Origin of the sequence: Bacillus sp. FJAT-25509, from assembly GCF_001420605.1 — a bacterium.
In the GTDB taxonomy this organism is placed as follows: Bacteria; Bacillota; Bacilli; order Bacillales; family Bacillaceae_G; genus Gottfriedia.
This window is the reverse complement of record NZ_LJIZ01000038.1, coordinates 248,366-272,717: the sequence shown is the minus strand read 5'-3', so window position 1 is coordinate 272,717 and position 24,352 is coordinate 248,366. Positions and strand designations below refer to the sequence as shown.

The window sequence follows — 24,352 nt, the reverse complement described above, 5'->3', positions numbered from 1 at the left end:
TGGGGCACCTCTTTTTTTTATTAAAACTCCTATTGTAATGGTAAAAAAAGGAAATTAATCATTAATGTCGTATATGTACATAGGGGAGATGATATCAAATGAAATATATACAAAAAGTTTCTGTAATTATATTAATTACAATTTTATTATGTGCGTGCCAATCAAAGTCTGATGATAAAATTTTAGAAATTCCAAATTCAAGTGAATATGTTATTTTAATGGTTCAAGGTGTTAATAAAGGAGTATCCTCTGAGAAAACATCAATGACTATAAAGGATAATAAAAAAATTGAAGCGTTTATCGAAAAAGTAAACAAAATGGAAGTAGTTCAGCCTTCAAAAGAAGAATTAATGAAGAAAAACAAAGAATTAAATAACAAGGGGAATTACTTCTTTGTATTGTCGGATAAGGAATCAATGGACAATAAAGTATATATAATGAATTTTTTTAAAGATGGAAGGATAATTTTTCAAAAGCCAAATGGAAAGAAAGTAACTTCTAATGGCCAAGGGCAAGAAATGATGTATTGGTCAAAGGAAAAACATCCAGAATTACTTACTTATTTAAAAAATCAATTAAATATAAAGTTTTGATTTTCATAAAAGGTCGAAAACTTAAGTTTTAAGCCATATCAATGATATGGCTTTTTTGTTCCATTTTAACTATAACTAAAGCAAACTTTTACTTAATAGCAGTAATTAGGGGTATCTCAACACCGCTTTTCGTTTGTAGGTGATATATTCGATCTTTTTTTAAAAGAATGAATAGATTTTTATTAGATTTAGTAAGAATTCAAACTTTTTTACTAGTTTCTTATTCATATCAACTATTTTAAAAATATAAGGACATAATACCCTAACTGGTAAAGGTAATTATTTTTTTTATTTGCGATTTTCGAATTTTTATTTGCAGTTCACTGTTTTTTTGCAGCTTTTCATCATTTATTTGCACAGATAGATTACTTATTTGCAAATTACACTTAACTACCCATAAAATACAGGGGTCCCATCCATATTTCAGCTTTGGAACACCCTTAGTTTTTATAAAAACTCAATATCCATATGCAGCTAAAAATTCATTCAAACTTGAATACAGTGTTACGACTTCCCATTTTCGTTCAAATTCATAAGTAGTGCATACTTCCCCTGATTCCTCGTTGATAAAAATAACATCATCCGTTTCGTCATCGAAGCCAATTATTAACCAATTTTCTGGCCATTGTATTTTTTTACTTAAGTCCTTTTTAGCCTCATTTAAATCTTCTTCTTTTATAAAATAGATTGTCATATTTTCATTTGAGACTTCATCTATATCTATTCCTTTAATTCTTGTAAACCATTCGTTTTGCATTTGTTATTCCCCATTTCCAATAAGAAAGCCTGCATCAACCAAGTGATCACAGGCTAACTTTTTTACTTTTGTGCTTTTTTTGATTCAGATAAATTTGATTTATCTTCGTAGTTTGGTTGTTTTTGACCGCCGTTATTTTTTCTTCCACCATTTCCACGTCCCATTTCTTTCGCCTCCTTAAATTGTCATAAAAATATTTTATACAATTAAGGTAAGACTATCCCACTAAATTACAGGAAGAAAAAATAGACTACAAATTGGATAAATAGGATGATCCAATAACCAAAAACAAATTTTGGATGCTTTGTTTTATGTCTAAAATAATACATTCCTAAAATTGAACCAATCGAACCTCCGATAATTGCAAATAAAAATAATATGCGTTCAGGAATTCTCCATGCTTTTCTTTTTGCACGAGACTTATCAATTCCCATAATTGCAAATGAAATAATGTTTATGATTACTAGATAAAACATAAAATACCCTACCATTTAGATCCCTCATAAGACTCGTTTATTTTGAAATTTTTGCTATTTTGCTTCGAGTTGTTTGTATTAAATCTTTTGCATTCAATTGAAGTTGTATACCTATTTTTCCACCGCTAACAATAATCTCTTCTATATAATTAACAGATTCTTCAATGAAAGTAGGGTATTGCTTTTTCATTCCAATCGGTGAACAGCCACCTCGAACATATCCAGTACTTGCTAAAAGGTCTTTCACTGGTAATAATTCTACTTTCTTTTCTCCAGCAGCTTTTGCGGCTAATTTTAAATCTAATTCTTTTTCAACTGGTATGACAAATACATAAATCGCCTTGGATTGACTGATTGATACAAGTGTTTTATAAACAAATTCGGGAGCTTTATTTATTTTTTTTGCTACAGAAACCCCATCAATTTTCCCATCATTCGACTCATAATTTAAGGTTGTGTAGCTAACTTTTTTTGAATCTAACATTCTCATTGCATTCGTTTTACTAACAGCCATTTTTACTCCTTTCAATGCTACAAAAATAATATATTTTTAGGCAGATATTGATTGCTTCTTATTTCGATTTTTAAGTTTTTGTTCAATTGATTTCATAAACGGTGTAGTTGAAATCGCAAATACGACACATGCTAACCAAATAAATGAAAATGAGATAAAGTCTTTCTTTGAAAAACTTTCATCGTATAATAAAATCCCTATTAATAAACTAATTGTTGGTGAAATAAATTGTAAAAAACCAACATAAGTATACGGTATTAATTGTGCTGCTTTACCGAAAAATAATAAAGGAATAATTGTTACTAAGCCAGCACCTACTATTAATAATTGCTCAATTGGTGCACTTTGTACAAGTCCTGCTTGGCCTTTATAAGCTAGGAAACCAAAATAAAGTAAGGCTACTGGAAAAATTAATAATGTCTCTATTGTAAGGCTTAAAAAAGAATCGATATTTAAAATCTTTTTCAATAATCCGTAAAAGGCAAATGTTAAAGATAATAATATTGCTACGATTGGTAATGTACCTGACATGATTGTTAAATATCCTACACCTATTGCTGCTAAACAAACTGAAACGATTTGCCAAATTGACAATGACTCTTTCAATACGATCACACCAAGTATAATACTAACTAATGGATTAATATAATAGCCTAAACTTGCATCAAGAATATGATTTGAATTGACTGCCCAAATATAGATTAGCCAATTGGTACTAATTAATAGTGAAATAGCAATCATTGAGACCAATACTTTTTTATTACTTACAATCTGCTTCCAAGTTATTTTAAATTGCTTTAATTTTTTTGTAAGAAGAATGAAAAGTATTAACGTTACAAAAGACCAAATAATACGATGTGTTAATATTTCAAAAGGAGAAATATCTTGAATTAGTTTCCAATAAATTGGTAAGACACCCCATACCACATACGCGAGAACACCGTACAAAATCCCTTTAAGTGTGTTGTTCATTCTCTCCCAGCTTTCTTTTTCTATATTAGTGTGCTATTTCAACGTTTTTTTCTTCAGATTGTTCAGACGGTAAAAATAAGACGAAAATAAACGTAATAATACTAAATACCGCCATAAATAAAGTGATGATTTCAAAACCAGCCGTTACAGCTTTTACTGTCGAAAGATGATTGATTTGATTTTGAGCATTAAGAACTAATTTATGACCATTCAAAACTTCGGATGCCTTAATCGTAAAAATGGTTCCTAACACAGCAACTGTAATTGTTTGGGAAAAAGTATTTAAAAAGGAATTTGCGGCAATTGCAATACCCCGTTGGTTCATTCCTACAGCTGATGAAATAAGGATCATATAAATTGGAAAAGATAACCCAAAGCCAAGTCCTAAAAATGCATTAAATGGATAAATTAATAGTTTCGAATCATGGAAAAAGTTCATCCCTAATGCACCTATAATACATAAGAAAGCTCCTATTAGGATAATGTTTTTTGCCTTCATTTTCTTAATGAATCGACCAGATAGAAACGAACCTAATGTCCAAGCAAATGAAAGAGGAATTAACATTAAACCTGACTGTGTCGCACTTAAACCAAACACACTTTGATTATAAACAGGTAAATATACCTCAATCGATATTAGAAGTGCATGTGCGATAAACATTGCTGCATATGTTACGACTAAATGACGGATTTTGAATAAAGATAGTGGTAATAATGGTTCCTTTGCTCTTGTTTCAATAAAAAGAAATAACCCAAATAAAATGATTGCAAATGCAAAAAGGAATAATAAATTTGGAGAAGTCCAGTTATGTTGCTCTCCTCCTACTACTAAAGCATATAAAGCAGATAAAGTACTTAATATAAAAAGAATGGACCCTAAATAATCAATTGAAATTGTTTTTTTACGGTCAATTTTTTGATGATAATATTTCCAAAATAGAATAATAGAAATGATTCCAAATGGAAAATTAATAAAAAAGATATAACGCCACGAAATAAAGTCTACAAAAAACCCTCCAACTAATGGACCAATTACACTTGAAACTGCCCATACCGCACTAATATACCCTTGCACTTTAGCTCTTTCTTGGTAAGGATACAGATCACTTATTACCGTCATTGTTAAGGGTAATGCAGCTCCAGCACCTAGCCCTTGAATTGTACGAAATAATATTAATTGACCCATATTTTGTGAAAAACCACATAAAACTGAACCTAAAATAAATAAAATGATGCCAAACATTAATAAGTTTTTACGACCAAATAAATCCGATAGCTTTCCATAAATCGGTGTCGTTACAGTCATTGCCAACATATATGCTGCAAAAATCCAACTCATCAACTTAACACCAGATAATTCCGTAGTGATCGTAGGTGTGGCAGTAGTTATAATCGTCCCTTCAATCGCAGACAATGTAACAGCTACCAACAAACCGATTGTCACTAACTTCCGATTTGTTTCCATAGTATACCTCCATTCGAGAGCAGATTTAAGGATTGAATTTTATTAGAATAGATAAATATTCCTATGCTTCCTTAAAAATAATAGAAGCTCTAATGGAGCTTCTATTATTTCCCTGCCTACTTTTTCCAATTTGATTCAATAAATTCGTCTCTTCCAGACATCGCTCTGTCTTCTTTATAGTGTTTTGGATTTTTTTTATGATAGTCCTGGTGATATTCTTCAGCCTCATAAAAAGTAGTTGCTTGTAATATTTCGGTTACAATCGGTTTCTTAAAAATATTGCTTTCAATTAATTTTTCTTTTGATTCCATTGCTTCATTAAGCTGTGAATCATTATGAACAAAGATTGCAGCACGGTATTGTGAACCTCTATCTTGGAATTGACCGTCTGGATCTGTTGGATCAATTTGCGGCCAAAATAATTCTAATAGTTTTTTGTATGAAAATAATTCATCATCAAACGTAATTTGAACCACTTCATAATGACCAGTAGTCCCCTTTTTAACCTCTTCATAAGTAGGGTTTTCTAGTTCCCCACCCATATAACCTGAAACAATACCATGTATACCAGGTAAATCCTCAAACGGTGTTACCATACACCAAAAACAACCACCTGCAAAAGTAGCTTTTTGAATCATTTTAAATCCTCCTTACATTACCTAGTTTACATAATATCATTATGTGAAACCTTTATATTTCTTTAATCTTATCTTATCTCTTTTAAAAGAATTTTTAAATATTTTAGCTCATAATTTACCAATTTTTTATCAAATCTATTCTGTAAATCTGATTGGATAATAAATACGCAGAAAAGACGAGAAAAACAGACATTAATTGTCTATATTAATGACAATCATGTCTGTTTTCTTAACGCAAATTAAGCAGCAATTGATTTATTATTGTTTTTGATTCTTGTTCCAACAAACAACCAAATGACAAATAGTAATAAAATTAGTTGTGGAATGATACTTTCTAAGGAAGGATAAATCCCTAATTTAGGTATTGTTGGAAAAATAGTACTCATATGGTCAGGCAAGTAGCCAATTCCTTGTAATGCATGAATACTTTGACCAATGAATTTAAACGTCAAGTAATAAATACATAAACTTGCAATTGTAAAAAACGGTTTTAACGGAATGAATTTACTTCCTTTTAAGATAAAGATTCCAATAATAACAAGTAAAATGATTCCACCTGCAAAACCAGTAATCAATTCTTTCACTGTAATTGAAGAACTCATACCGATATAAAATACGACAGTTTCGGCACCTTCTCTAAATACAGCAAAAAATGAAAGTAAGCTTAATGAAAGTATTCCTCCGCCCGCAATAGCAGCTTTTGCTTTTTCTTTCATCTTACTACCATATTCTTGTTGACGAGATTGTTTATGCAACCATAACCCAACTGTCAACATGAAAAGAACAGCAATAAGACCAGAGATTCCTTCAATTAATTGATTGCTAATTCCAGCTGAGATTTTTGATAATAAGAACTGGAATAATAAACCGGCTACTAAACTAGCTAGAATACCAAAACCACCACCTACAAAGATCCACTTACGTGCTGATTCTTGATTACCTTTTGAAACTAATGCTAGTAAAGCAGAAATAATAATTAAAGCCTCTAAACCTTCACGAAATACAATTGTCCCTGCATCAAACATCGTATAAGATGTTTTCTTTGTAGCTAAGTTTAAATTGTTTTGAATTTCTTTTAATGTTTTCATAGTTGTAGCAGATTTAGGCTTTTCTGTTAACCTGGTTAGTGCAATGGATGTATCATTTTCAATTTTCTTATATAATTCCATTGAATTTGATTGAACCATTACTTCAACATAAGGCCAATCTTGTATAAATTCATTAAATGTAGTTTGCGCTTTTCCTGTATCATTTGATTCTACATAATTGATTGTTTGATTTAGTAGTTTAATTGCTTTCTCAATACTTACTTCTTTTGTTGAGTCACTACTTGGATTATTCAAAACATCAATTAATTTAGTAAAAGAATCATTTACTTTAGCAATTGAAGGATTTTCAGTAAACAAAGTTGACCTTGAAGTAATCATATTTGCTTCGATTGAACCATAAAATCCACTGTTTGCTTTTCTTACATCATTTTCTACTTTTGACCATTCTATTTCAAAAAGCTTATATTCAGATTGTGCTTTTGCCCAATTCGATTCATTTGATAAAGTTTTAACATTATTTAAATGAGATACTAGTTTAGTAAGATTAATTTGAGAAAGATCTTTTTTATCATTTGTATTTTCTATCCACTTTTCGGTTTCAAAAGCAACCCCGCGAATATCATCTTTTACTGTTGCAAGATCATTTTGGTCAATATCTTTAATCGCTTGGTCAACAAGCTTATTTAATTTTGACGTTTTTTTCTCATTTTTAATTAAATCTTTAATCGCTAATAAATCTGATTTTATTTTATCTTTTTCACCATTTTTAACTTCTGTTAACGAGTTACCAATATGTGAAAGTACTTGTTCTTGAATATCAGTTTCAGCAAATGTTTTATGAAACGGACTAATTATTAAACTAAAAAATAGTAAACTAGCTATTATAAGTATATTTTTTTTCATGACATTCACCTAGAGTAATCCTTCACCAATATATCTTCCATTCTTAACACCTGGGAAGCATGCAAAAACAGCACTACCATTATGCTGAATGTATTCATTCAATAAATCCATTTTTGCTAATTTATCTTGCATTGGTATAAATTGTTTTTCTAAGTCTCTTTGGAAACTAACAAATAGTAAGCCTGCATCTAATTTTCCCGTTTGGATATCTAGTCCGTCAGTATAAGAATATGATCTTCTTAAAATTTTTATTTTTCCATTTCCTCTTGCTAAAGCAACATGTGAGTCTGCAGGAATTAATAATTTACCATTATCATCTGTTTTCTTTAAATCTATTTTAGAAAATTCATCTCTTTCACCAATTGGTGCACCAGTTGCTCTATGACGTCCAAATGTTTGTTCTTGATCTATTAAAGAACTACGATCCCATTCCTCAACACGTATACGAATACGTCTTGCAACTAAATAAGAACCACCAGTTAACCAAGCTGGACCATCGCCGTTTTGTACCCAAATATGAGAATTCATTTCATTTTCATCTTTTGTATTTGGATTTCCAGTACCGTCTTTGAAACCCATTAAGTTTCTAGGTGTACTACCAGAAGGATCCGCTCCAGATGAACGTTGGAAGCCGTGCTGCATCCATTTTAAGCTAACAGTTCCACGTCCAATACGAATCAAGTTTCTTATACCATGAAATGCAACTTGTTGATCGTTTGCACAAACTTGAACTACGATGTCTCCACCATTCCATTCTTCTCTTAAGTTATCACCAGGGAAATGCGGTAAATCTTTTAACCCCGATGGTTTACTTGCTTGAATCGATAATCGTTCAAAAAATGTAGATCCAACTCCAAATGTAAATGTAAGTTTCATCGGTTGGAGACCTGTTGCCTCACCAGTATCAACCGGTGGAGATGAAGGAAATTCAGAATCTCCTAATTCTTTTCCTTCACTCATTAATGCTGATGCTTCCGTCCATTTTTTAAACAGTGTTTTGACATCTGCTTTTGAAGTAGTTTCTAGTTGAAATGACGCCAAATACATAAAATCTTGAGCAGGAGTAATAATTCCTTGTTGGTACTTTCCATAAAATGGCAGAATCTCCTTTGCATCCGCTTTTGCTGGTGAAAAGAAATTAGTTACCTTTTCAGTTGCTACTTCAATTCCAGTCGCACCGATCAGTAAGCCAGCTCCGCCAACTCCAAGAAGTTTTAGTGCATCTCTTCTAGAAACTTTATTCGTTTCTAATTTTTTCATATTATTTAACCCCTAATGTTGCCCCAACTTGAGAAATCGGTTCTGCTAATGCATCTACTTGTTGAGCCAATTTTTTTACTTCATCTTCTTTTAACTGTTTGTAATCAACGTATTGATCACCTTTTTTATAAGTATTTAAAGTTGTCATTAAATCATTGAATCTAGTTTCAATTGTTGAAGCTAAATCAGCATCTTTTGCTTTTAATTTATCAGATAATAATTGAACGATTTTATCTGACCCTTCCACGTTAGCTGCAAAATCAGCTAAATCTGTATGAGAATAACGTTCTTCTTCACCAGTAACCTTCGAAGATGATACTTCATTTAGTAATTCTACAGGACCAGTTACAAATAATACAGGATCAATTTCAGCTGTTTCTACTTTTGCTCTTAAGTAGTTAGCATCCTTCATAAGTTGTTCTGTATATTTTTCAAGACCTTTTGTTGTATTTTGAACCCAAAGAACTTGCTCAATTTTGTGGAAACCAGTCCACTCATTAGCAGGTACATCACCTTCACGTGCATCGATTTTTGGATCTAAATCACCGAATGATTCTGCTACTGGTTCAATTCTTTCGTAATATGAACGACTAATTGGATATAAACGTTTTGCTTCTGCCATGTTTCCTTCATTAATTGCATTAACAAACTTTTGTGTATTTGCTACGAACTCTTCAGTTTGAGAAACAACAAAATCTCTATAATTATTAATCTCTTTATCTAAATTTACTGTTTGTTCTACTTTTGAATCTTTTTTTACATTACTAGCTTCTTCACTTTTTTGTGCACAACCTGCCATCATTAAGCTTGTAGCAAGAGAAATTGCGATCATTGTAGTTTGCTTCTTCATGAAAATACCCCCGAAAAATCTAAATTAATATATGTAATTGATATTGATAACTTTTCTCATTACTTATCATAATACAATTGATAAATATTTTCAATTAGATTTTCATAAAAAATGACTGAAGCCTGTTCAGTCATTTAAAGCTATTTAGTAATGTACCTATTATTTAGACCAAGTTTTCTAATTAATTTCACTTAATGTTCGTATTTTTTATTATTAACTCTTTTATAATAAAGATATAAATGACTAAAACTATTAATCCATTATAAAGCAAGACATATAATCAACAACTATTATTCAATCTTAAATAATTTCTCTAAATAAGCATTCACAAAAATATTATTCTTATCTAATTGACTTCGAATCGTAAGAAAGTTAGATAATGATGGATAAGAATGATTTAGTTTTTCTATATTCATTGAATGCATTTTTCCCCAATGTGGTCTACCATTATAGCTTTGAAGAATTTCTTCTATCCTATTAAAATATTCTTGATGAGGCATTCCTTTATACATATGGATTGCGATATATGCTGAATCTCGCATCGAAGCAGGACTTATTAAAAAGTTGTCAGATTTTACGAATCGACATTCGATTGGGAAATGGACGTTAAATCGTTTATTTTTAATCTCTTCTTGTATTTCTAAAGTCGCATCATTCATATATTGTGCTGGAATACTATATTCCATTTCGTTAAATTTCACATTTCGAGTTGTTGAAAATAATTCATGACTCGGTCCGACCATTCTCGAATTTGGAACACTACTGCCACTTATTTTACTAATTTGAGAACTACTTTTTGGAAAGTTTCTACTAAACTCACTTAATAACCAGAATGCTTTATTTTCAATCGTTGCTACTTTCCATTTCTCAAATTTAAATGAATGTTTCTTTGTTCTAGTTTCATTCATTACCTTTACTTGAACATTCTCAGAATAGGGAAATAAGTAAAACTCAAAATGTTCATTTTCTTTTTTCAAATTTAATAGATTACTATAAACTTCATCAATCATTACTTTTTTACTTTCATAACGATACGTATTTGCAGGTTTAATTCTAATTTTAAATTTAACAACGATGCCTAGCAAACCTAACGATACGCCAAGTGCCCTATAAATATCTGTATTTTTTGTCTTTGAACAATCTAGTAGATCACCTGATGGTAATACTACTGTCATCTCTTCGATTTGTGTAGATAAAATTCCATGTTCAATACCTGTGCCATGTGTACCCGTTAAAAATGCTCCTGCAATTGATTGAACATTTATATCACCTAAATTCTCTTGTGAATAACCTGATTCGTATAATTCATTTCCTAATTGCTCAAGCTTAGTTCCAGCCCAAACTTCGGCAATTTGTTCCTCTTTATTAATTGAAATAACTCCATTTAAATTATCTAGTGAAATTAAATAGTCGTTTGTTGAAATTAGTGGCGTAAAAGAGTGACTTGAACCTACTACTCTTATTTTCTTATTTTCCGAGCTAGCTCTTTTAACGAGGCTAACTACTTCTTCAATCGATGATGGGTAAAATACTTGATTCGGGATAAATTTTACACTTCCAGACCAGTTTTTCCATAACATACTTTTCATAGGAAGCACCCCCTATCTCCTCTGTATGTTGTGAACTGGTCGATGATCTTATTTTTACTGACTACATATAAATGAGAAAAACGCTCAGCAATTTCTCCAGACTTGCTTGGTCTAAATAAAATAGCTTCTCCTATTTTTAAATCTTCATGACCTGAATAAAAAACTGGGGTTTGAACTTCACCAGCACCTTCTAGTGGCAATAAAGTACAATGTTCTGGGGAATATGGAGTTGGTAATTTTTCTTTTCCTACAGCACCTGAAGCAATAAAACCTCCACTTGTGCATGTAAAAATCTTATCTGCTGGTTTTCGAATGATTGGTAAAGCAAAGCCAATTGACGGTTGATATTGAAAACTTCTGTATTCATCAAATAATGTTGGAGCGTAAAATCCTGATCCTACTGTTACTTCCGTTACCACTTTTTCCTTTGATGTCGAGTAAAGACTTCCAGTACCTCCACCATTTACAAATTCAAGGTGGTAGCCATCTTTTTCAATGTATTTAACAATTTCTCTTCTTTTTTTCGCAATTTCACCTAATGATTTCTTCTTTAAAAACTGGATTATTTTATTTTTCAAAAACCTATTTTTTGCATCATCTCCAACCCCTGCAATTTGTGCCTCATATCCCATAATTCCTTCCAAGCGCACATTCAAGGATTGCAATATATGTGTTAGTAACGGTACTAAATCCCTAGCTTCTTTAATTGGTGACCTTCTTACTCCAAAATGAAATCCTAAATATGAAGTACTCATGTCTACGTCGATACAAAGTGGAATAACAATCTCATTTTTTACTGCGATCTTTTCAATCAAACTGATCTGTTCAATCTGATCCACCATACAAATGATTTTTTTACCCTTTTTTATTTGTAATGCAATTTTATTTAATCCTAAGAGATCAACTGTAGGATAACCAATTAATAAATTATCAAAACCATTTTCAGCAAGAAAATCTGCTTCATGAGGGTTATAACACATTAGCCCCTCATAACAATCATTGCTCTCTAAAATATATTTTAAAACTTGTACACTACGAATTGATTTTGTAGCAATTCGTATTTTCTTACCGTTTGATTTAGTGGCAATATCATCCACATTTTGAACAAAAGCATCCCAATCTAAAAAAGCACATGGCATAGACAACTTAGAAAAAACCGATCGATCGACCATTTATTCACCTATCCCGTAGCATTTTATTTTTATTTTATGCGGAAAATTAATTAATAAGAATAAAAAAAATTACATAGAATACTTTCTATGTAACTTTTAAAAATCGATAAATCCTTTTACTATTTGACAAGTTAAAGGACAATTCAATCTTGCCGAGTTATTTGATTGGTTTAAACTTACATTTGACAAAGGAATTCCAAACCATAAAATTTCGTTATCTATCATAATAAAAGGTTGAACTTGCTCTTTTTTAATAAAACTTCTATTTTTTTGATTTTCATAGTGAAGTTCACTAATAAAGAGAATGGGTACCTCAACATCATTTATAATTTTTCGAATTTCCAAAGACATTTCAGATAAATTTGGCATCGAGACGATTATTTTTTTATTAGCATTTTTTAGATCATTTACTAATTCATTTTTCAGATCAATTGAATCATTTAAAAACAGTCTTAACCTCTTTGATATACTCTTTGAAAAAACCTTTTCAAACTCCTCTTTACTCACCTTGTATTCCTTATCCATTTGATAATGAATTAACTTATTAATCGTTTTTTTTGAATTTGTTTTACTTTTTATAAATGGAATATCAGCAATATGAATAAATTTACCTCGAGCTCTAGTCAAAGCAACATTAATTAATCTTTCACTGTTTTGATCTGTTAGTAGCAAACCAGGTGAATATTGTGGTTTCGTATCTACTGAATCAAAAATGATTACGTCGCACTCCGCTCCTTGAAATCGGTGAACTGTTGCGATTTGTATTGGTAATTCTCGATATTTTGTTTTTCCGATAATCTCTTTATGGAGTGCCGTAAGTAACTTTGCCTGTGCTCTATATGGCGTAACAATTCCAATAGACTTGACCCCATCTACTACACTTGAAAGTATACATTGAATTGCAATAATCGCAGACCCTAAATTATATCTAGAATTCGTATTTGAATCTTTTAAAGCATAGGTTTTTAGAAATTGTGAATTTATTAAACTATTCGCTTTCATTGGAAATGGTCTATGTTTAGCGATTTCCTGTCTTTTTTTGACAGATGGATGATCAAACACTAACGAATGATAGATTTCGTTATTCGTAAATCCAGATATGGCCGGATGCATTCTCCTTTGCTGATTCAATAAAACTAAATTAATTAATGGTTCACCTTTTTCTATTTTTTGGACTATACCAGTATGATGAAATAAATCTTCCTGTAGCCACTTTTTCACATATTCATTATGAAAACATGATGCAATTGGCGGTAATTGTTTAAAATCTCCGCAAACAACAATTCGTTTCCCTAATGTAGAAGCAAAGGCGATTTGCGGTGTATATGCCATACTAATTTCATCCACAATAACTAAATCGAACTGGCGTAAATAGATTAAAGGATCAATTGAACATTTGGATAATGTAGTTCCAATCACTTTTGCTTGATCAATCAATTCTTTTTCTTTTTCACGAATTTCACCTCGAATTTTATTTAACTTATTTTGAATTTTACTTATATCATCTAATTCTCTTTTTGAAGCTGCACCTCTTCTAGCTTTCCTTAGCATTGAATGCTTTCGTTCATCTAAATTTTCCAATTCATATTGATTAATAGTTCCATTTACCTCAACAAGCTTTGAGGAAAGGATATCTTCATGTTGTAATAACACTTCATCTTTTGTATAACCATAGCGGACAATCTCTCCACTTTTCCATTTATCTTTCTGTTCTAATTCATGAATTACATTTTTCATTAAAACATCTACTGCAGCATTAGAATGAGCAATTACTAAAACTGACTTATTTTTTTCGTAATGTTTTAAAATAATATTTGTTAAATTATAAGATTTCCCAGTACCAGGCGGTCCCCATATATATGTTGTTGCATTATAAAACGAACGATAAATCAACTCCTGCTTTGTCGAACTTTCTTTCTTCATTTTACTTAAATGTTTAGCAGTTGAATCAGCATTCATTAGTTTCATAATTCTTTTTTGTTTACTACGATAATCTTTTATTTCCTCAAGTCTTTCAATTAATTGATCTAGTAGCTCCCATGGTTCATTAAATAGTTCAGCATATGGAATCATCGAAGTAATTCTTTCATTAATTTTAATTTCAACTTGAGAGCCTTTAAACGATAATAATTCACCTTGATACTCTTGATTTTCTATTTTTATTCGAACCGGCGTTCCTTCTGGCACAAAAATTTCTGCATAAATTGTAAACAAGATCACCGTACTTTGTCCGATTTGGTACAATGGAGTACCCTTAGAAAGTGTAAAACTTCTCCCACCGTGAAATTTTAAATAATTTCGTTCTGCTTCAATTGCAGACTGCCATTCTGTAATTAACTTATTTACGTCATTTAGTGTATTTACAATCATTTATTTCACCTTATTAATTTTGAAATTGATATTTAAAGATTTCTCTATAGTCGTCTACTTTTCGTTATTGAGTTACCTTAAATTTTAGACATCATTTTAACAATCAAAACGTTCCTTATTGACCACTATAGAAAGTTAATCTTTAATAGTAATTTACTAATCATACACTAGTTCATTCAGTTTATTAAATTATTACAACCTATCTAATCAGTTAAAATTTTGTTGATTTTTTTATTGTATTTAAGTGTAATTATTCATATTTGTACCTATTAAATGTTTTTTTCTCCACAAAAATGACTCCCACCAGATGAAAAAGGAGAATGACTTCAATATGAAATCATTCCCCTCGAATAGTATGAAAATTCTTTTAATAAAATAACTCTTCAATGGCTAGCTAAACGTTTTTCAAAATCCGCCTTAAACAGCAGAATAGCATCGATATTTACTGCAAAATCGTGGTCACTGATATTAAAATTAGTTATAAATTCGTCAGACCTCTCACGAACCATAATTGTCGGACGGATATTGTCTCCAATAGCCTCCTGAGTTATACCACTTCCATAAATATACCAGTTAGTTTCAGAAGCCTTATTTGCTGCATTTTTAGATAAGTCATTTTTTATTATTTCGCATAAATTATCCATAAAATCTTCATTAAGATTCATGTTTTTTCCAAATTTTCCTTCAACAGTTAAATCAGCATCTCCATACCAAATATTCCTACTTGTTCTCTTTCCGTCATTTGAAGTATAAGTTTCATCAAACAAAATTTTCATTTTCATTACCACCTCGTTATGATGTTCAACTCTAACATGCTTTAGTGTAAGTAGCCCTAAAAAAGTATTTTGTGTTTATTGCCACATATATTGTTACTTTTAAGATAAAATTAAAAAAACATATCATTCTACTGTATTGAAGTTTTTATGATTTTTTATTTAAATAATTCTTCTAAATAATACGGCATTTGGCGTCGCCACCAAACCCAGTCATGCGAAACATCTTCGCCCCACTCATCAAACCATGCTTTAATTTGTTTTTCTTCAAAGGCTTCTTTTAATGTAAAATATGAAGGCAGCCCGTCTTGTTCCCAATCACCTAGCCCGGTACAAATTATAATACCTGCTGAACGGTATCGATCAATGAACCATCCGTCATTTTGATTCCATATGTAATCACTTGGTGAATTTTCGTATACAAGAGGATCATTTCCATAATCCCCAAAAAAGAAACGCACATCGTACACGCCGCTAAGTGCAACTGTTGTTTGGAAGACATCTGGATGTCTCAAGAAAAAGTTCAACGCATGATATGCTCCCATACTACAACCCGTTGTCATCATTGGATCAAACCAAGCAGTTTTATGTTTAATAAATGGAATAGCTTCTGAAATTACATAACGATCATATGCCTCATGCGCTAATGCACGGTCATGTAACGATTTTGAGTCGTGTAGCCAACTTTCGCTATCTATGGTAGACAGTGTAAAAAACTGAACTTTTCCGGATTCAATAAAGTCATGACACACATCAATCATTCCAAAATTATTGTATTCAAAATGCGTCCCCCCAGATGAAGGAAAAACTAGGATTGGCATGCCACTGTGTCCATATCTGTTCAACTGCATTTCGCGTCCTAATTCTCCGCTCCAATGGCTTAAATGTTCTATATTCATAGAAAAATCTCCTATCCTTATACGTTTACAACGCTGCAATTTTTTCGTTCATGTACAAAACTAATGATTTCATCGACTTCTTCCTGTGAATCTGCATTAATGGCATAAAATTGATTTCCTTGGAGTTCCGCAAACGCATCTGGAATACGCTTTTCAAACTTCACACGATCGCCAAATCGATCATAAATTGCATTCGTATCGTGGTTATACTCATACGCATCACGCTGTGTTATACCGACACAATACTGGTTTTTGGCATCGGACTCCTTAATTTCTCCACCTTTTACAATAGAAGCATACTGATCAAATAAATCAATGGAGTACGCGAAATTGTACATATCAATCGTAAAGCCACCAGCTAGGCGGTTATTATATTCAAGTGCAACATAATCCCCATCTTCTAATTTAAAAAACTCAATATGGAAAAAGCGTTCCTTCATTCCAAAAGCTTTTACAATTGATTTACCATAGTATTCAAGCTTTGGATCAATTTCTTTTTGAATAATATAAGCTAAATCCAACTGACCTTTAACAAGTTCCAGAGTAGGCACATTATATGTAAAGCTTGTTTGGAAAACAATATTCCCTTTTTGATCAACTAAACCATCAAATGTACAAAGCACGCCTCCTTCGACATATGGTTCAATGAAGTACACTTGTGTTTCATCCCATACTTCTTCAAAATGTCGTACAGCCTCTTCTGAACATAATTTAAAGGTTGCAGCTGAACCAACACCATTATCCGGTTTAGCAATAACTGGCAGTCCTAATTCATCAATGGCTTTAGTTAACTCTTTTTTAGTTTTAACGACTTTTCCATCTACAACAGGCACACCTGCTTTTTTAAACAACTTTTTCATTTCAGATTTGTATTTAACTTTTTTCAAGTCACTCGGTTTATTTCCATATACATTAAATTGTTCACGCAACTGCGCATCAAGTTCTAACCAGTATTCGTTATTAGATTCAATACGCTCAATCGGACCATGTTTATAAAATAAAAATGCAACAGCACGCTTCACTTCATCTAGATCTTCTAAATTATTCACACGATAATATTCTGTTAATGAGTTTTGTAATTTTGAACCTAATTGGTCATATGGCTCTTCGCCAATACCTAATACATTAATACCAGCGGCTTTTAAACGATGAGCAAATGCCTGAAAATTCTCTGGATAATATGGAGAGATCAAAATATAATTCATAAAATTGCTCCTTTATAAAAAGTAATAGTTATCTAATTTAAGTCAAATATCATTAAACAGTTCATTTAAGACCACTTCTCACTTAAGAAACGTAAACATTCTGGTAGGTGCTTTGCCCAAGCTTTTTCATCATGTACTTCATCCGCATAAACATTTAAATGAATGCTATCAATTGGAATAGAGCCTTTTATCAGTTGTTTATAATACTTAAGCGAGCAATCGATATATGCTTGCTTCATATTTCCATACATAAATTGTCGATCGGTATCATCGCCTTCCTGGGTACCAACTTGAATATACACTCGTTGTTCAGGATCCAACTCTTCACTAGCAATATAACTATCAAAAGCATTACTTGTAATCCAATTGGCTAAAGAAAAAATACCTAAACCACCAATTTGATTTTTATATTCAACACCCATAAAAGCCGAAATATTTCCTCCAAGTGAACTACCTATCACCGCTGTATGATATTTATCTGGTATAGTTCGATATTGCTTATCGATAAACGGCTTCACGACTGCCATGACAAACTCAGCAAACTCCACCCCTTTCCCACCTAGTTCATAATCTTCAGGAAGTGGGCTTTCAGTAATTTTCCAAGGCGTATATTCATTAATTCGGTCTTGTCCACCGTTATCGATCCCAACAACAATCATCTTCGGTAAATCGGGGTTTAATTTAATAGCCGGAATCACTTTCCATGAATACCCGCTATAAGATTCACTACTATAGAAAATATTTTGACCATCATGCATATAGACAACTGGATAATTTTTATCCTCATCTTTATCATAATTTTTCGGCAATAAAACACGCACGCGACGTTTTTCATTTTTATAAGACATATGTAATTGATGTGTTTCTAGTTTTAAATAAAAATAGGATTGATTCATTTTAACTTCCTCGCTCCTTTGAACTTACCTTTTATAAATCACACTTAGAAGAGAGCTCTTCAATAACTTTTTATACTTCTCTGTTCTAATTTCTTTATTTAATCCTAAGTCAATTAGACTTACATTCTAACTATCTGACAAACTAATTTGTTCTTCCCACTAGTTACCAGATTGGTCTGAAAAATCAATTTGTAATTAATTCAACGAAAATAGAGTAGATTCCTTCTTGAACAATCATGTCAAATAATGAAATAGAGAATAATCGATTAATGATTATCCATTATTTCACAATATGGAAGGATCGATTACTATAGGGAACAATGTTTATAAAGTTCGCTATGAACAATTAAATTGGGATTTAAAATTATGATCAAATTGATATAAATTTAAATTTTACGATTTGTCTAAAAAGTTCTAAAATATAAAGTGATAACAAATTAAATTTGGGGGAAAGAAAAAATGATCAGAGAAGCTTCTCAAAAGGATTTAATGGACATTTTGGAGATTTATAACGATGCCATTCTTAATACAACTGCTGTTTATACATATCAACCACAAACGCTTGAAAGCAGACAAATTTGGTTTGAACAAAAGATGGATGAAGGGTTTCCTATTCTAGTCTTCGAATTTGATCAAAAAGTCGTCGGATTTGCTACATTCGGTCCTTTTAGAGCTTGGCCGGCCTATAAATATTCGATTGAGCATTCAGTTTATGTAAATAGTGAATACAGAAAGAGGGGTATTGCCACTTCATTAATGAAAGAATTAATCTCTATTGCCAAAGAAAGAGCGTATATGACTTTAATTGCTGGAATTGATGCAGACAATAAAAAAAGTATTGCCATGCATAAAAACTTCGGATTTATCTATTCAGGCACTATTAAAAAGGCAGGTTATAAATTTAATAGATGGCTCGACTTGTCATTTTATCAATTAGAACTTGATGGACCAAAGAATCCTACAGAAGAATAAATTAGTAATCTATTAAGGGTATGTTTTGATCAATATTTTTCAAAACATACCCTTTCTTATTATAACGAAAAACGTTCTATTTCACCTCTAAAGCAAAAGCATAAAAAGCATCACCATGTGATAAATGCTTATCTTTTTTATCCATCCAATATACTGCATATGAGTAATAATATACCCCTTTATTCATAGGTGCTGAAAATTGATTCTTCACAACTACTATTTCACTTTCCTTATTATTATTAAATTGAGTTAAGTGGATTTCACTTGGTTTAGGATTAAAATTCATTATAATTTTAACGTTTTCGCCAGGTTTTACTTCAATCGGCTTTTTCCCCTCTAATAGTAGCACAGGTCCAGCCGTATCAACGCATTCCCCCTGTCCTTTCGATTGCCAACAATAAGTACCTAACCTAGTATCATATGTCTGATTCTCTACTTGAACCATTGTTTTTGGAGGCTTTTTACCTTTCATACCATTATTTGCTGAACATCCAGTGAGAATAAGAATGAAAAAAAGTACAGTTACACTTAGCCATTTAGACATTTTGGACACTCCCTATTTTCAAATTGGAATTTTTATTTCTTTATTTATGACACCAATTTCAATCATTTTTCAGTTTTTAAAAACTTTAAGATTGTACCGTCCTCTTGTTTTACAATAATGACTTTTTGGTCCTCATTCGTTAAATAAATTTTATCGCCAACCTTTAACATATTAGACGAAAAATTCACTTTCGGAATCATATGATCTTTAACAACTTCTTGGACTACACCAATTTGGTCTTTAAGTTCAAATTCCGTATTATGTATAATCCCTTCAAACCGATATTGAGCCCCGTTTACAACTAATAGTCCAATACTGGCATCTGCAGAAATACTTTTAGATTCACTTGTAATACCTATGTCTTCTTTTAGTGCGTGTTGAATAGGTGAATTTATATAAATGGTAAATACCAGAATCAAAAGAATCCCAACTGAAACAACCGGTTTTCGAATTCGATTATGCCCCAAATTGAAATTGGCTTTATTCCATATTTGATCATATGTGACGGAAGGATTATGTTGATTTAATTTCTTCTGAAGAGTGTGTTTAATCTCAGAAATAGGATTGTTTTCCACCATTTAGTTCTCCCCCTTTCAGTTTTTGTTCTACTTTAAACAGTTCGTTTTTCGATAAACGATATCTTAATTTTGTCAGCGCGTAATTAAGCCTTGATTTACATGTACCGATTGGAATATTTAAAGATTCCGCCACTTCATCTAATTTGAGTTCTAAATAATAATGAAGAACAATTACTTCTTTACTCTTTTGCGGTAATAAGTTTATCTCATTCCATAGTTGATCTTCCATTTCATTTTTTAAAATCGATTGTTCAACGTCATTTTCAGTTAGAACATCATGATTAATTCCGAATAGTTTCTTAATTTTTTGTTTGCGTATCATATTGCGGGTGATATTTACTGTCATTCGATAAATCCAAGGTTCTATTGGCTTTGTTTGATCAAACAGATGGAATTTTTTTATGATACGAATGAACGTCTCTTGCGTAATATCATCTGCCATTACTTTTGATTTGGTTAAAAAGTAAGCAGTACGATACACCAGTGACGAGTGATTATTAAACAATTCTTCTAAACAATCTTTGTTAATACTTTCAGGCACTAGTTCTCCTCCTTTCACCACTTACCCTATATACACTTGAAATCAGTTTATAGTTCGGAGTTTTTTTAAATTTTTTCCTTAAAATTACTTGAAAAAGAATGTGTATGGAAATGTGTTAAGAAAAAATACAAATTTCATCAATCCGAGTTTTTAAAATATTCTTTCGATTAGTTATATAGTATGATAAGAATTAACTTAATTAAAGGTAGGTTTTTAGAATGAAGGCAGTTCAAATTGATGAATCAAAGCATTTATTTATTGACGATTATCAAATGCCTGTTTTAGGTGAGAATGAACTTCTTGTTAAAGTTCATGCTACGGCTATTAATCGAGCTGACTTACTTCAAAAACATGGTAAGTACCCCGTCCCTAATGGCGCATCTCCAATTTTAGGTTTAGAGATGGCCGGGATTGTTGAACAAGTTGGGGCTAATGTTACAAATTGGAAAATTGGAGATCGTGTTTGTAGCTTACTGCCTGGCGGAGGTTATGCACAGTATGTTTCCATTCCTTCTGATTTGGCAATTTATATTCCAGATCATTTTTCGTTCGAAGAGGCTGCGGCTATTCCTGAAGTGTTTTTGACAGCTTACTTAAATTTATTTGAATTAGGTAGATTAAAAGAAAATGAAACTGTTTTAATTCATGCCGGAGCTAGTGGCGTTGGGACCGCTGCAATTCAGCTTGCAAGAGAATTTGGTACGAGTTCAATCGTTACTGCTGGAAATGAAATGAAACTTGCAGCTTGTACTGATTTAGGTGCAAATCATGTGATTAACTATAAAGATGAAGATTTTAAAACTGTAGTCGAAGAAGTTACTAATCATGTAGGGGTTGACGTCATTTTAGATTTTATTGGTGCATCCTATTTCCATCAAAACTTACAATCATTAAATAATAATGGTAGGCTCATTTTGATCGGTACAATGGGTGGAGTTAAAGTGGACGACCTGAACTTATTACCACTTTTGACAAAGAGAATTTCAATTATAGGGAGTACTTTGCGATCACAAACACTTGAGCAAAAAATCTACTTAACGAATCAATTCAAAAAATATGTATTACCGCTTTTTATGAATAAGAAAATAAAACCAATTATCGATTCAATATATAGTTGGCATGAAGTGAATGAAGCTCATTCTCGAATGGAGAACAATTTAAATATCGGAAAAATAGTCTTAAAAATAGATTAATTATATGCAAGTTAAAGGGGATAATCATGGTACTACTCGGTTCAATTGTTAATGCAGCAGCTATTATTTTTGGCTCTTTACTAGGTTTGTTTATTAAAAGAATTCCAGAACGAATGAAAAACCTAGTAACTCAGTCAATTTCTCTCGTAATTATTGTCATAGGATTTACTTTAGCTATGAAAACAAATCAAATCCTGATCGTCGTTTTCAGCTTATCATTAGGTGCAGTTGTAGGAGAATGGTTAGATATCGAAGCTAAATTAGATAAACTAGGTCTATTTATCGAAAGTAAATTTCATTCTAAAAACGAAGGTTCTATTTCCAAAGGATTTGTTACTTCGACTTTATTATTCTGTGTTGGTGCGATGGCCATTCTTGGAGCTCTAGATAGCGGTCTTCGTCATAATCATGAAATTTTATATACTAAATCAATGATGGACGGTTTTTTATCCATTATATTAACTTCAACTCTTGGAATTGGCGTATTATTCTCTGCTGTCCCAGTCTTAATCTATCAAGGATTCATTGCCATTTTTGCATCATTTGTACCGAATCTAGTTACACAACATTTATTAGATTCAATCATTGCTGAAATCTCAGGTACAGGGGGAATTTTATTAATTGCTCTTGGTTTGAATTCATTAGGTTTAGTAAAAATAAAAATCGGAAATATGTTACCTTCTATTATATTTGCACTTATTTTTGTTTGTTTCATTCAATTTTTTAAATAAACTAAAATGAGCCCCAAAAGAGGGCTCATTTTTTTAATCTAAATTAATGTAGTTTCCTTCTAAAATAACCTTTGTCTTTATGGTATAGGATCAATGCGATTAATAATACACCTGCAGCAATCCAAACAGCTTGGTTCCCAATATACTTTGTAGAAAGACTTCCAAACAATGCCCCAAATGAAAAGGAAAGAATAATAACTAAAAACTCTTTAAATTTTGTTTTTGCTTCTTTGTCACGATTTACAAAAGCTGTATATGCTGCCTGTGAAGCAATTCTAATATTACCTGTTGTCATAGTTGAATTGTATGTCCATTTATCTAAATGAGTGAACGTTGAAATTTGTAATGATGAGACAAAGGAAATGCAAACTGTTACAACCAAATTAGGTACACTACTAGGTAATACACCTACAATTATTAATACGATACATTCTAATATAAGAATCGACCGTCTGTAGCTATATAAAAGTTCCTTTAAACGTGGATGTTTAACGGATTCAGCAACTAATACACCTAGAATAAAGGCTATAATAGGTAGAATATAATCCACAGAGTTTTTCCAATTTCCAAATGATAGATTTATTGCCAATAGAACAAGATTTCCCGTTTGCGCATTGGCAAATACACCATCTCTACTTATAAACGTATACCCATCTAAAAATCCACCTACTAAAGCTAACAATAATCCAAGATAGACTGAATTTGATGATAATGATGGAATTATTTTTTGTTTAGATTTCAAACTAGTTCTCCTACTACTATTACTGGGCTTATCGTAATCATCATAACACAGTTAGTATGTATATAAATGTGAACAATATCCAACAATTACAATCCAAACTAATCTGTTATCTACTTTGGTTCTTTTTGGGTTATTTGTTTGTTTTTTTAAATAAAAGCTCTGTTAATTTTGATTTTTGAACTAAAAAAAGTTGTCTAATTAGACAACCTTTAGGAACTCTTACCCAATTTTTTAAGCAGTGTTTAGTTGAATAAGAACCCAAACCCACATGCTCTTAATATTGTCAAAACCTTAGTTTTGACTTGCCTACCGGCTAGGGATCTCCTCAAAATTGAAAACCCCTTTAGTTTGTCTAATATCCGTTTATAATTGAATCCACAGTTTCTAAAATTGAAGTAATAGCTGTTTTTTTTTGTTTATTCACTACTAATAAAACATCGTATTTATTATTTAATTCATTAAGTTGTTCACTTAATGGTGTAACAAAATCTTGTGAGATTGTTTCGTTACGATATTGTATAAACGCTTTCTCGGCTACTGAATATCTTGTCCGAACTTTATCTATTTCTTTTGTTAAATCGAATAATTCTTTATCTAGTCTTTTGATTTCCGCGTTTAATTCTTTCTTCCATCTAAGTAATGCATGTACATTCGTATTACTCAATGAGTA

The 24,352-nt window shown here is 31.5% G+C and carries 25 protein-coding genes; 4 read left to right on the top strand and 21 right to left on the bottom strand.

Going from position 1 to position 24,352, the window contains the following annotated elements; all coding sequences use genetic code 11:
• Positions 1 to 98 precede the first annotated feature (98 nt).
• Positions 99 to 593 carry a hypothetical protein gene (locus tag AN960_RS23210; RefSeq protein ID WP_056477043.1) on the top strand — a complete coding sequence of 165 codons (495 nt, stop codon included), beginning with the start codon at positions 99 to 101 and terminating at the stop codon, positions 591 to 593.
• A gap of 457 nt (positions 594 to 1,050) precedes the next feature.
• On the opposite strand, the gene AN960_RS23205 is transcribed toward AN960_RS23210, so the two are convergent.
• The 16 genes from AN960_RS23205 to AN960_RS23130 all read right to left on the bottom strand — a co-directional run bounded on the left by AN960_RS23205 (position 1,051) and on the right by AN960_RS23130 (position 18,381).
• Complete coding sequence (locus tag AN960_RS23205) at positions 1,051 to 1,350, bottom strand: SMI1/KNR4 family protein (RefSeq protein ID WP_056477040.1); 300 nt, start codon at positions 1,348 to 1,350, stop codon at positions 1,051 to 1,053.
• Positions 1,351 to 1,580: 230 nt separating this feature from the next.
• On the bottom strand, positions 1,581 to 1,841 hold the full coding sequence (locus tag AN960_RS23200) for a DUF1294 domain-containing protein (RefSeq protein WP_056477037.1): 261 nt from the start codon (positions 1,839 to 1,841) through the stop codon (positions 1,581 to 1,583).
• A gap of 22 nt (positions 1,842 to 1,863) precedes the next feature.
• Positions 1,864 to 2,340 carry a Cys-tRNA(Pro) deacylase gene (ybaK, locus tag AN960_RS23195; RefSeq protein WP_056477034.1) on the bottom strand — a complete coding sequence of 159 codons (477 nt, stop codon included), beginning with the start codon at positions 2,338 to 2,340 and terminating at the stop codon, positions 1,864 to 1,866.
• Between the two features lie 36 nt (positions 2,341 to 2,376).
• A complete protein-coding gene (rarD, locus tag AN960_RS23190) occupies positions 2,377 to 3,312 on the bottom strand; it encodes an EamA family transporter RarD (protein ID WP_056477031.1) in 936 nt (311 codons plus the stop codon).
• Between the two features lie 25 nt (positions 3,313 to 3,337).
• Complete coding sequence (locus tag AN960_RS23185; RefSeq protein ID WP_056477028.1) at positions 3,338 to 4,777, bottom strand: MDR family MFS transporter; 1,440 nt, start codon at positions 4,775 to 4,777, stop codon at positions 3,338 to 3,340.
• Positions 4,778 to 4,893: 116 nt separating this feature from the next.
• Complete coding sequence (gene msrA, locus AN960_RS23180; RefSeq protein WP_056477350.1) at positions 4,894 to 5,412, bottom strand: peptide-methionine (S)-S-oxide reductase MsrA; 519 nt, start codon at positions 5,410 to 5,412, stop codon at positions 4,894 to 4,896.
• A gap of 242 nt (positions 5,413 to 5,654) precedes the next feature.
• On the bottom strand, positions 5,655 to 7,367 hold the full coding sequence (locus AN960_RS23175; protein WP_056477025.1) for an FTR1 family iron permease: 1,713 nt from the start codon (positions 7,365 to 7,367) through the stop codon (positions 5,655 to 5,657).
• 9 nt (positions 7,368 to 7,376) lie between these two features.
• On the bottom strand, positions 7,377 to 8,627 hold the full coding sequence (gene efeB, locus AN960_RS23170) for an iron uptake transporter deferrochelatase/peroxidase subunit (protein WP_056477022.1): 1,251 nt from the start codon (positions 8,625 to 8,627) through the stop codon (positions 7,377 to 7,379).
• Position 8,628: 1 nt separating this feature from the next.
• On the bottom strand, positions 8,629 to 9,477 hold the full coding sequence (gene efeO, locus AN960_RS23165) for an iron uptake system protein EfeO (RefSeq protein ID WP_056477020.1): 849 nt from the start codon (positions 9,475 to 9,477) through the stop codon (positions 8,629 to 8,631).
• Positions 9,478 to 9,767: 290 nt separating this feature from the next.
• The gene (locus tag AN960_RS23160; RefSeq protein ID WP_056477017.1) at positions 9,768 to 11,075 is read right to left on the bottom strand and encodes a D-arabinono-1,4-lactone oxidase; all 1,308 of its coding nucleotides are present in this window, start codon (positions 11,073 to 11,075) and stop codon (positions 9,768 to 9,770) included.
• A complete protein-coding gene (locus tag AN960_RS23155) occupies positions 11,063 to 12,238 on the bottom strand; it encodes an amino acid deaminase/aldolase (protein WP_056477014.1) in 1,176 nt (391 codons plus the stop codon). The genes AN960_RS23160 and AN960_RS23155 overlap by 13 nt, the downstream gene beginning before the upstream one ends.
• Before the next feature lie 96 nt (positions 12,239 to 12,334).
• Positions 12,335 to 14,608, bottom strand: a complete 2,274-nt coding sequence (locus AN960_RS23150; RefSeq protein ID WP_056477011.1) for an AAA domain-containing protein — start codon at positions 14,606 to 14,608, stop codon at positions 12,335 to 12,337.
• A 383-nt stretch (positions 14,609 to 14,991) separates the two neighbouring features.
• Positions 14,992 to 15,384, bottom strand: a complete 393-nt coding sequence (locus AN960_RS23145) for a hypothetical protein (RefSeq protein WP_056477008.1) — start codon at positions 15,382 to 15,384, stop codon at positions 14,992 to 14,994.
• Positions 15,385 to 15,539: 155 nt separating this feature from the next.
• A complete protein-coding gene (locus AN960_RS23140; protein WP_056477004.1) occupies positions 15,540 to 16,280 on the bottom strand; it encodes an esterase family protein in 741 nt (246 codons plus the stop codon).
• 17 nt (positions 16,281 to 16,297) lie between these two features.
• Complete coding sequence (locus AN960_RS23135) at positions 16,298 to 17,485, bottom strand: ATP-grasp domain-containing protein (RefSeq protein WP_056477001.1); 1,188 nt, start codon at positions 17,483 to 17,485, stop codon at positions 16,298 to 16,300.
• Between the two features lie 65 nt (positions 17,486 to 17,550).
• A complete protein-coding gene (locus AN960_RS23130) occupies positions 17,551 to 18,381 on the bottom strand; it encodes an alpha/beta hydrolase (protein WP_056476998.1) in 831 nt (276 codons plus the stop codon).
• Positions 18,382 to 18,840: 459 nt separating this feature from the next.
• Between AN960_RS23130 and AN960_RS23125 the strand changes: the two genes are divergently transcribed.
• The gene (locus tag AN960_RS23125; protein ID WP_056476995.1) at positions 18,841 to 19,353 is read left to right on the top strand and encodes a GNAT family N-acetyltransferase; all 513 of its coding nucleotides are present in this window, start codon (positions 18,841 to 18,843) and stop codon (positions 19,351 to 19,353) included.
• A 76-nt stretch (positions 19,354 to 19,429) separates the two neighbouring features.
• Here AN960_RS23125 and AN960_RS23120 read toward each other — a convergent pair whose 3' ends face one another.
• From AN960_RS23120 to AN960_RS23110, 3 genes are all read right to left on the bottom strand, one after another.
• Complete coding sequence (locus tag AN960_RS23120) at positions 19,430 to 19,897, bottom strand: hypothetical protein (RefSeq protein WP_056476992.1); 468 nt, start codon at positions 19,895 to 19,897, stop codon at positions 19,430 to 19,432.
• Between the two features lie 62 nt (positions 19,898 to 19,959).
• Entirely contained in the window at positions 19,960 to 20,475 is a 516-nt protein-coding gene (locus AN960_RS23115; RefSeq protein ID WP_056476989.1) for a hypothetical protein, read from the bottom strand.
• Positions 20,450 to 21,016, bottom strand: coding sequence for an RNA polymerase sigma factor (locus tag AN960_RS23110; protein WP_056476986.1), 567 nt, complete (start codon positions 21,014 to 21,016; stop codon positions 20,450 to 20,452). Before AN960_RS23110 ends, AN960_RS23115 begins: the two co-directional genes overlap by 26 nt.
• Before the next feature lie 218 nt (positions 21,017 to 21,234).
• On the opposite strand from AN960_RS23110, the gene AN960_RS23105 reads away from it, so the two are divergent.
• A complete protein-coding gene (locus AN960_RS23105; protein WP_056476983.1) occupies positions 21,235 to 22,209 on the top strand; it encodes an NAD(P)H-quinone oxidoreductase in 975 nt (324 codons plus the stop codon).
• A 26-nt stretch (positions 22,210 to 22,235) separates the two neighbouring features.
• Positions 22,236 to 22,940 carry a DUF554 domain-containing protein gene (locus AN960_RS23100; protein WP_056476979.1) on the top strand — a complete coding sequence of 235 codons (705 nt, stop codon included), beginning with the start codon at positions 22,236 to 22,238 and terminating at the stop codon, positions 22,938 to 22,940.
• Positions 22,941 to 22,983: 43 nt separating this feature from the next.
• On the opposite strand, the gene AN960_RS23095 is transcribed toward AN960_RS23100, so the two are convergent.
• Both AN960_RS23095 and AN960_RS23090 read right to left on the bottom strand, forming a co-directional pair.
• Positions 22,984 to 23,682, bottom strand: a complete 699-nt coding sequence (locus tag AN960_RS23095; RefSeq protein ID WP_056476976.1) for a YoaK family protein — start codon at positions 23,680 to 23,682, stop codon at positions 22,984 to 22,986.
• Positions 23,683 to 24,034: 352 nt separating this feature from the next.
• On the bottom strand, positions 24,035 to 24,346 hold the full coding sequence (locus tag AN960_RS23090) for a hypothetical protein (protein ID WP_056476975.1): 312 nt from the start codon (positions 24,344 to 24,346) through the stop codon (positions 24,035 to 24,037).
• Positions 24,347 to 24,352 lie beyond the last annotated feature (6 nt).

Excerpts from the sequence above, each read along its gene's own strand:
- AN960_RS23175 (WP_056477025.1), bottom strand. The coding sequence starts at position 7,367 with ATGAAAAAAAATATACTTATAATAGCTAGTTTACTATTTTTTAGTTTA.
- AN960_RS23205 (WP_056477040.1), bottom strand. The coding sequence starts at position 1,350 with ATGCAAAACGAATGGTTTACAAGAATTAAAGGAATAGATATAGATGAA.
- AN960_RS23140 (WP_056477004.1), bottom strand. The coding sequence starts at position 16,280 with ATGAATATAGAACATTTAAGCCATTGGAGCGGAGAATTAGGACGCGAA.
- rarD (WP_056477031.1), bottom strand. The coding sequence starts at position 3,312 with ATGAACAACACACTTAAAGGGATTTTGTACGGTGTTCTCGCGTATGTG.
- AN960_RS23100 (WP_056476979.1), top strand. The coding sequence starts at position 22,236 with ATGGTACTACTCGGTTCAATTGTTAATGCAGCAGCTATTATTTTTGGC.
- AN960_RS23135 (WP_056477001.1), bottom strand. The coding sequence starts at position 17,485 with ATGAATTATATTTTGATCTCTCCATATTATCCAGAGAATTTTCAGGCA.
- efeO (WP_056477020.1), bottom strand. The coding sequence starts at position 9,477 with ATGAAGAAGCAAACTACAATGATCGCAATTTCTCTTGCTACAAGCTTA.
- AN960_RS23155 (WP_056477014.1), bottom strand. The coding sequence starts at position 12,238 with ATGGTCGATCGATCGGTTTTTTCTAAGTTGTCTATGCCATGTGCTTTT.
- AN960_RS23115 (WP_056476989.1), bottom strand. The coding sequence starts at position 20,475 with ATGGTGGAAAACAATCCTATTTCTGAGATTAAACACACTCTTCAGAAG.
- efeB (WP_056477022.1), bottom strand. The coding sequence starts at position 8,627 with ATGAAAAAATTAGAAACGAATAAAGTTTCTAGAAGAGATGCACTAAAA.
- AN960_RS23145 (WP_056477008.1), bottom strand. The coding sequence starts at position 15,384 with ATGAAAATTTTGTTTGATGAAACTTATACTTCAAATGACGGAAAGAGA.
- AN960_RS23210 (WP_056477043.1), top strand. The coding sequence starts at position 99 with ATGAAATATATACAAAAAGTTTCTGTAATTATATTAATTACAATTTTA.
- AN960_RS23130 (WP_056476998.1), bottom strand. The coding sequence starts at position 18,381 with ATGAATCAATCCTATTTTTATTTAAAACTAGAAACACATCAATTACAT.
- AN960_RS23200 (WP_056477037.1), bottom strand. The coding sequence starts at position 1,841 with ATGGTAGGGTATTTTATGTTTTATCTAGTAATCATAAACATTATTTCA.
- AN960_RS23185 (WP_056477028.1), bottom strand. The coding sequence starts at position 4,777 with ATGGAAACAAATCGGAAGTTAGTGACAATCGGTTTGTTGGTAGCTGTT.
- ybaK (WP_056477034.1), bottom strand. The coding sequence starts at position 2,340 with ATGGCTGTTAGTAAAACGAATGCAATGAGAATGTTAGATTCAAAAAAA.
- AN960_RS23105 (WP_056476983.1), top strand. The coding sequence starts at position 21,235 with ATGAAGGCAGTTCAAATTGATGAATCAAAGCATTTATTTATTGACGAT.
- AN960_RS23120 (WP_056476992.1), bottom strand. The coding sequence starts at position 19,897 with ATGTCTAAATGGCTAAGTGTAACTGTACTTTTTTTCATTCTTATTCTC.
- AN960_RS23150 (WP_056477011.1), bottom strand. The coding sequence starts at position 14,608 with ATGATTGTAAATACACTAAATGACGTAAATAAGTTAATTACAGAATGG.
- AN960_RS23125 (WP_056476995.1), top strand. The coding sequence starts at position 18,841 with ATGATCAGAGAAGCTTCTCAAAAGGATTTAATGGACATTTTGGAGATT.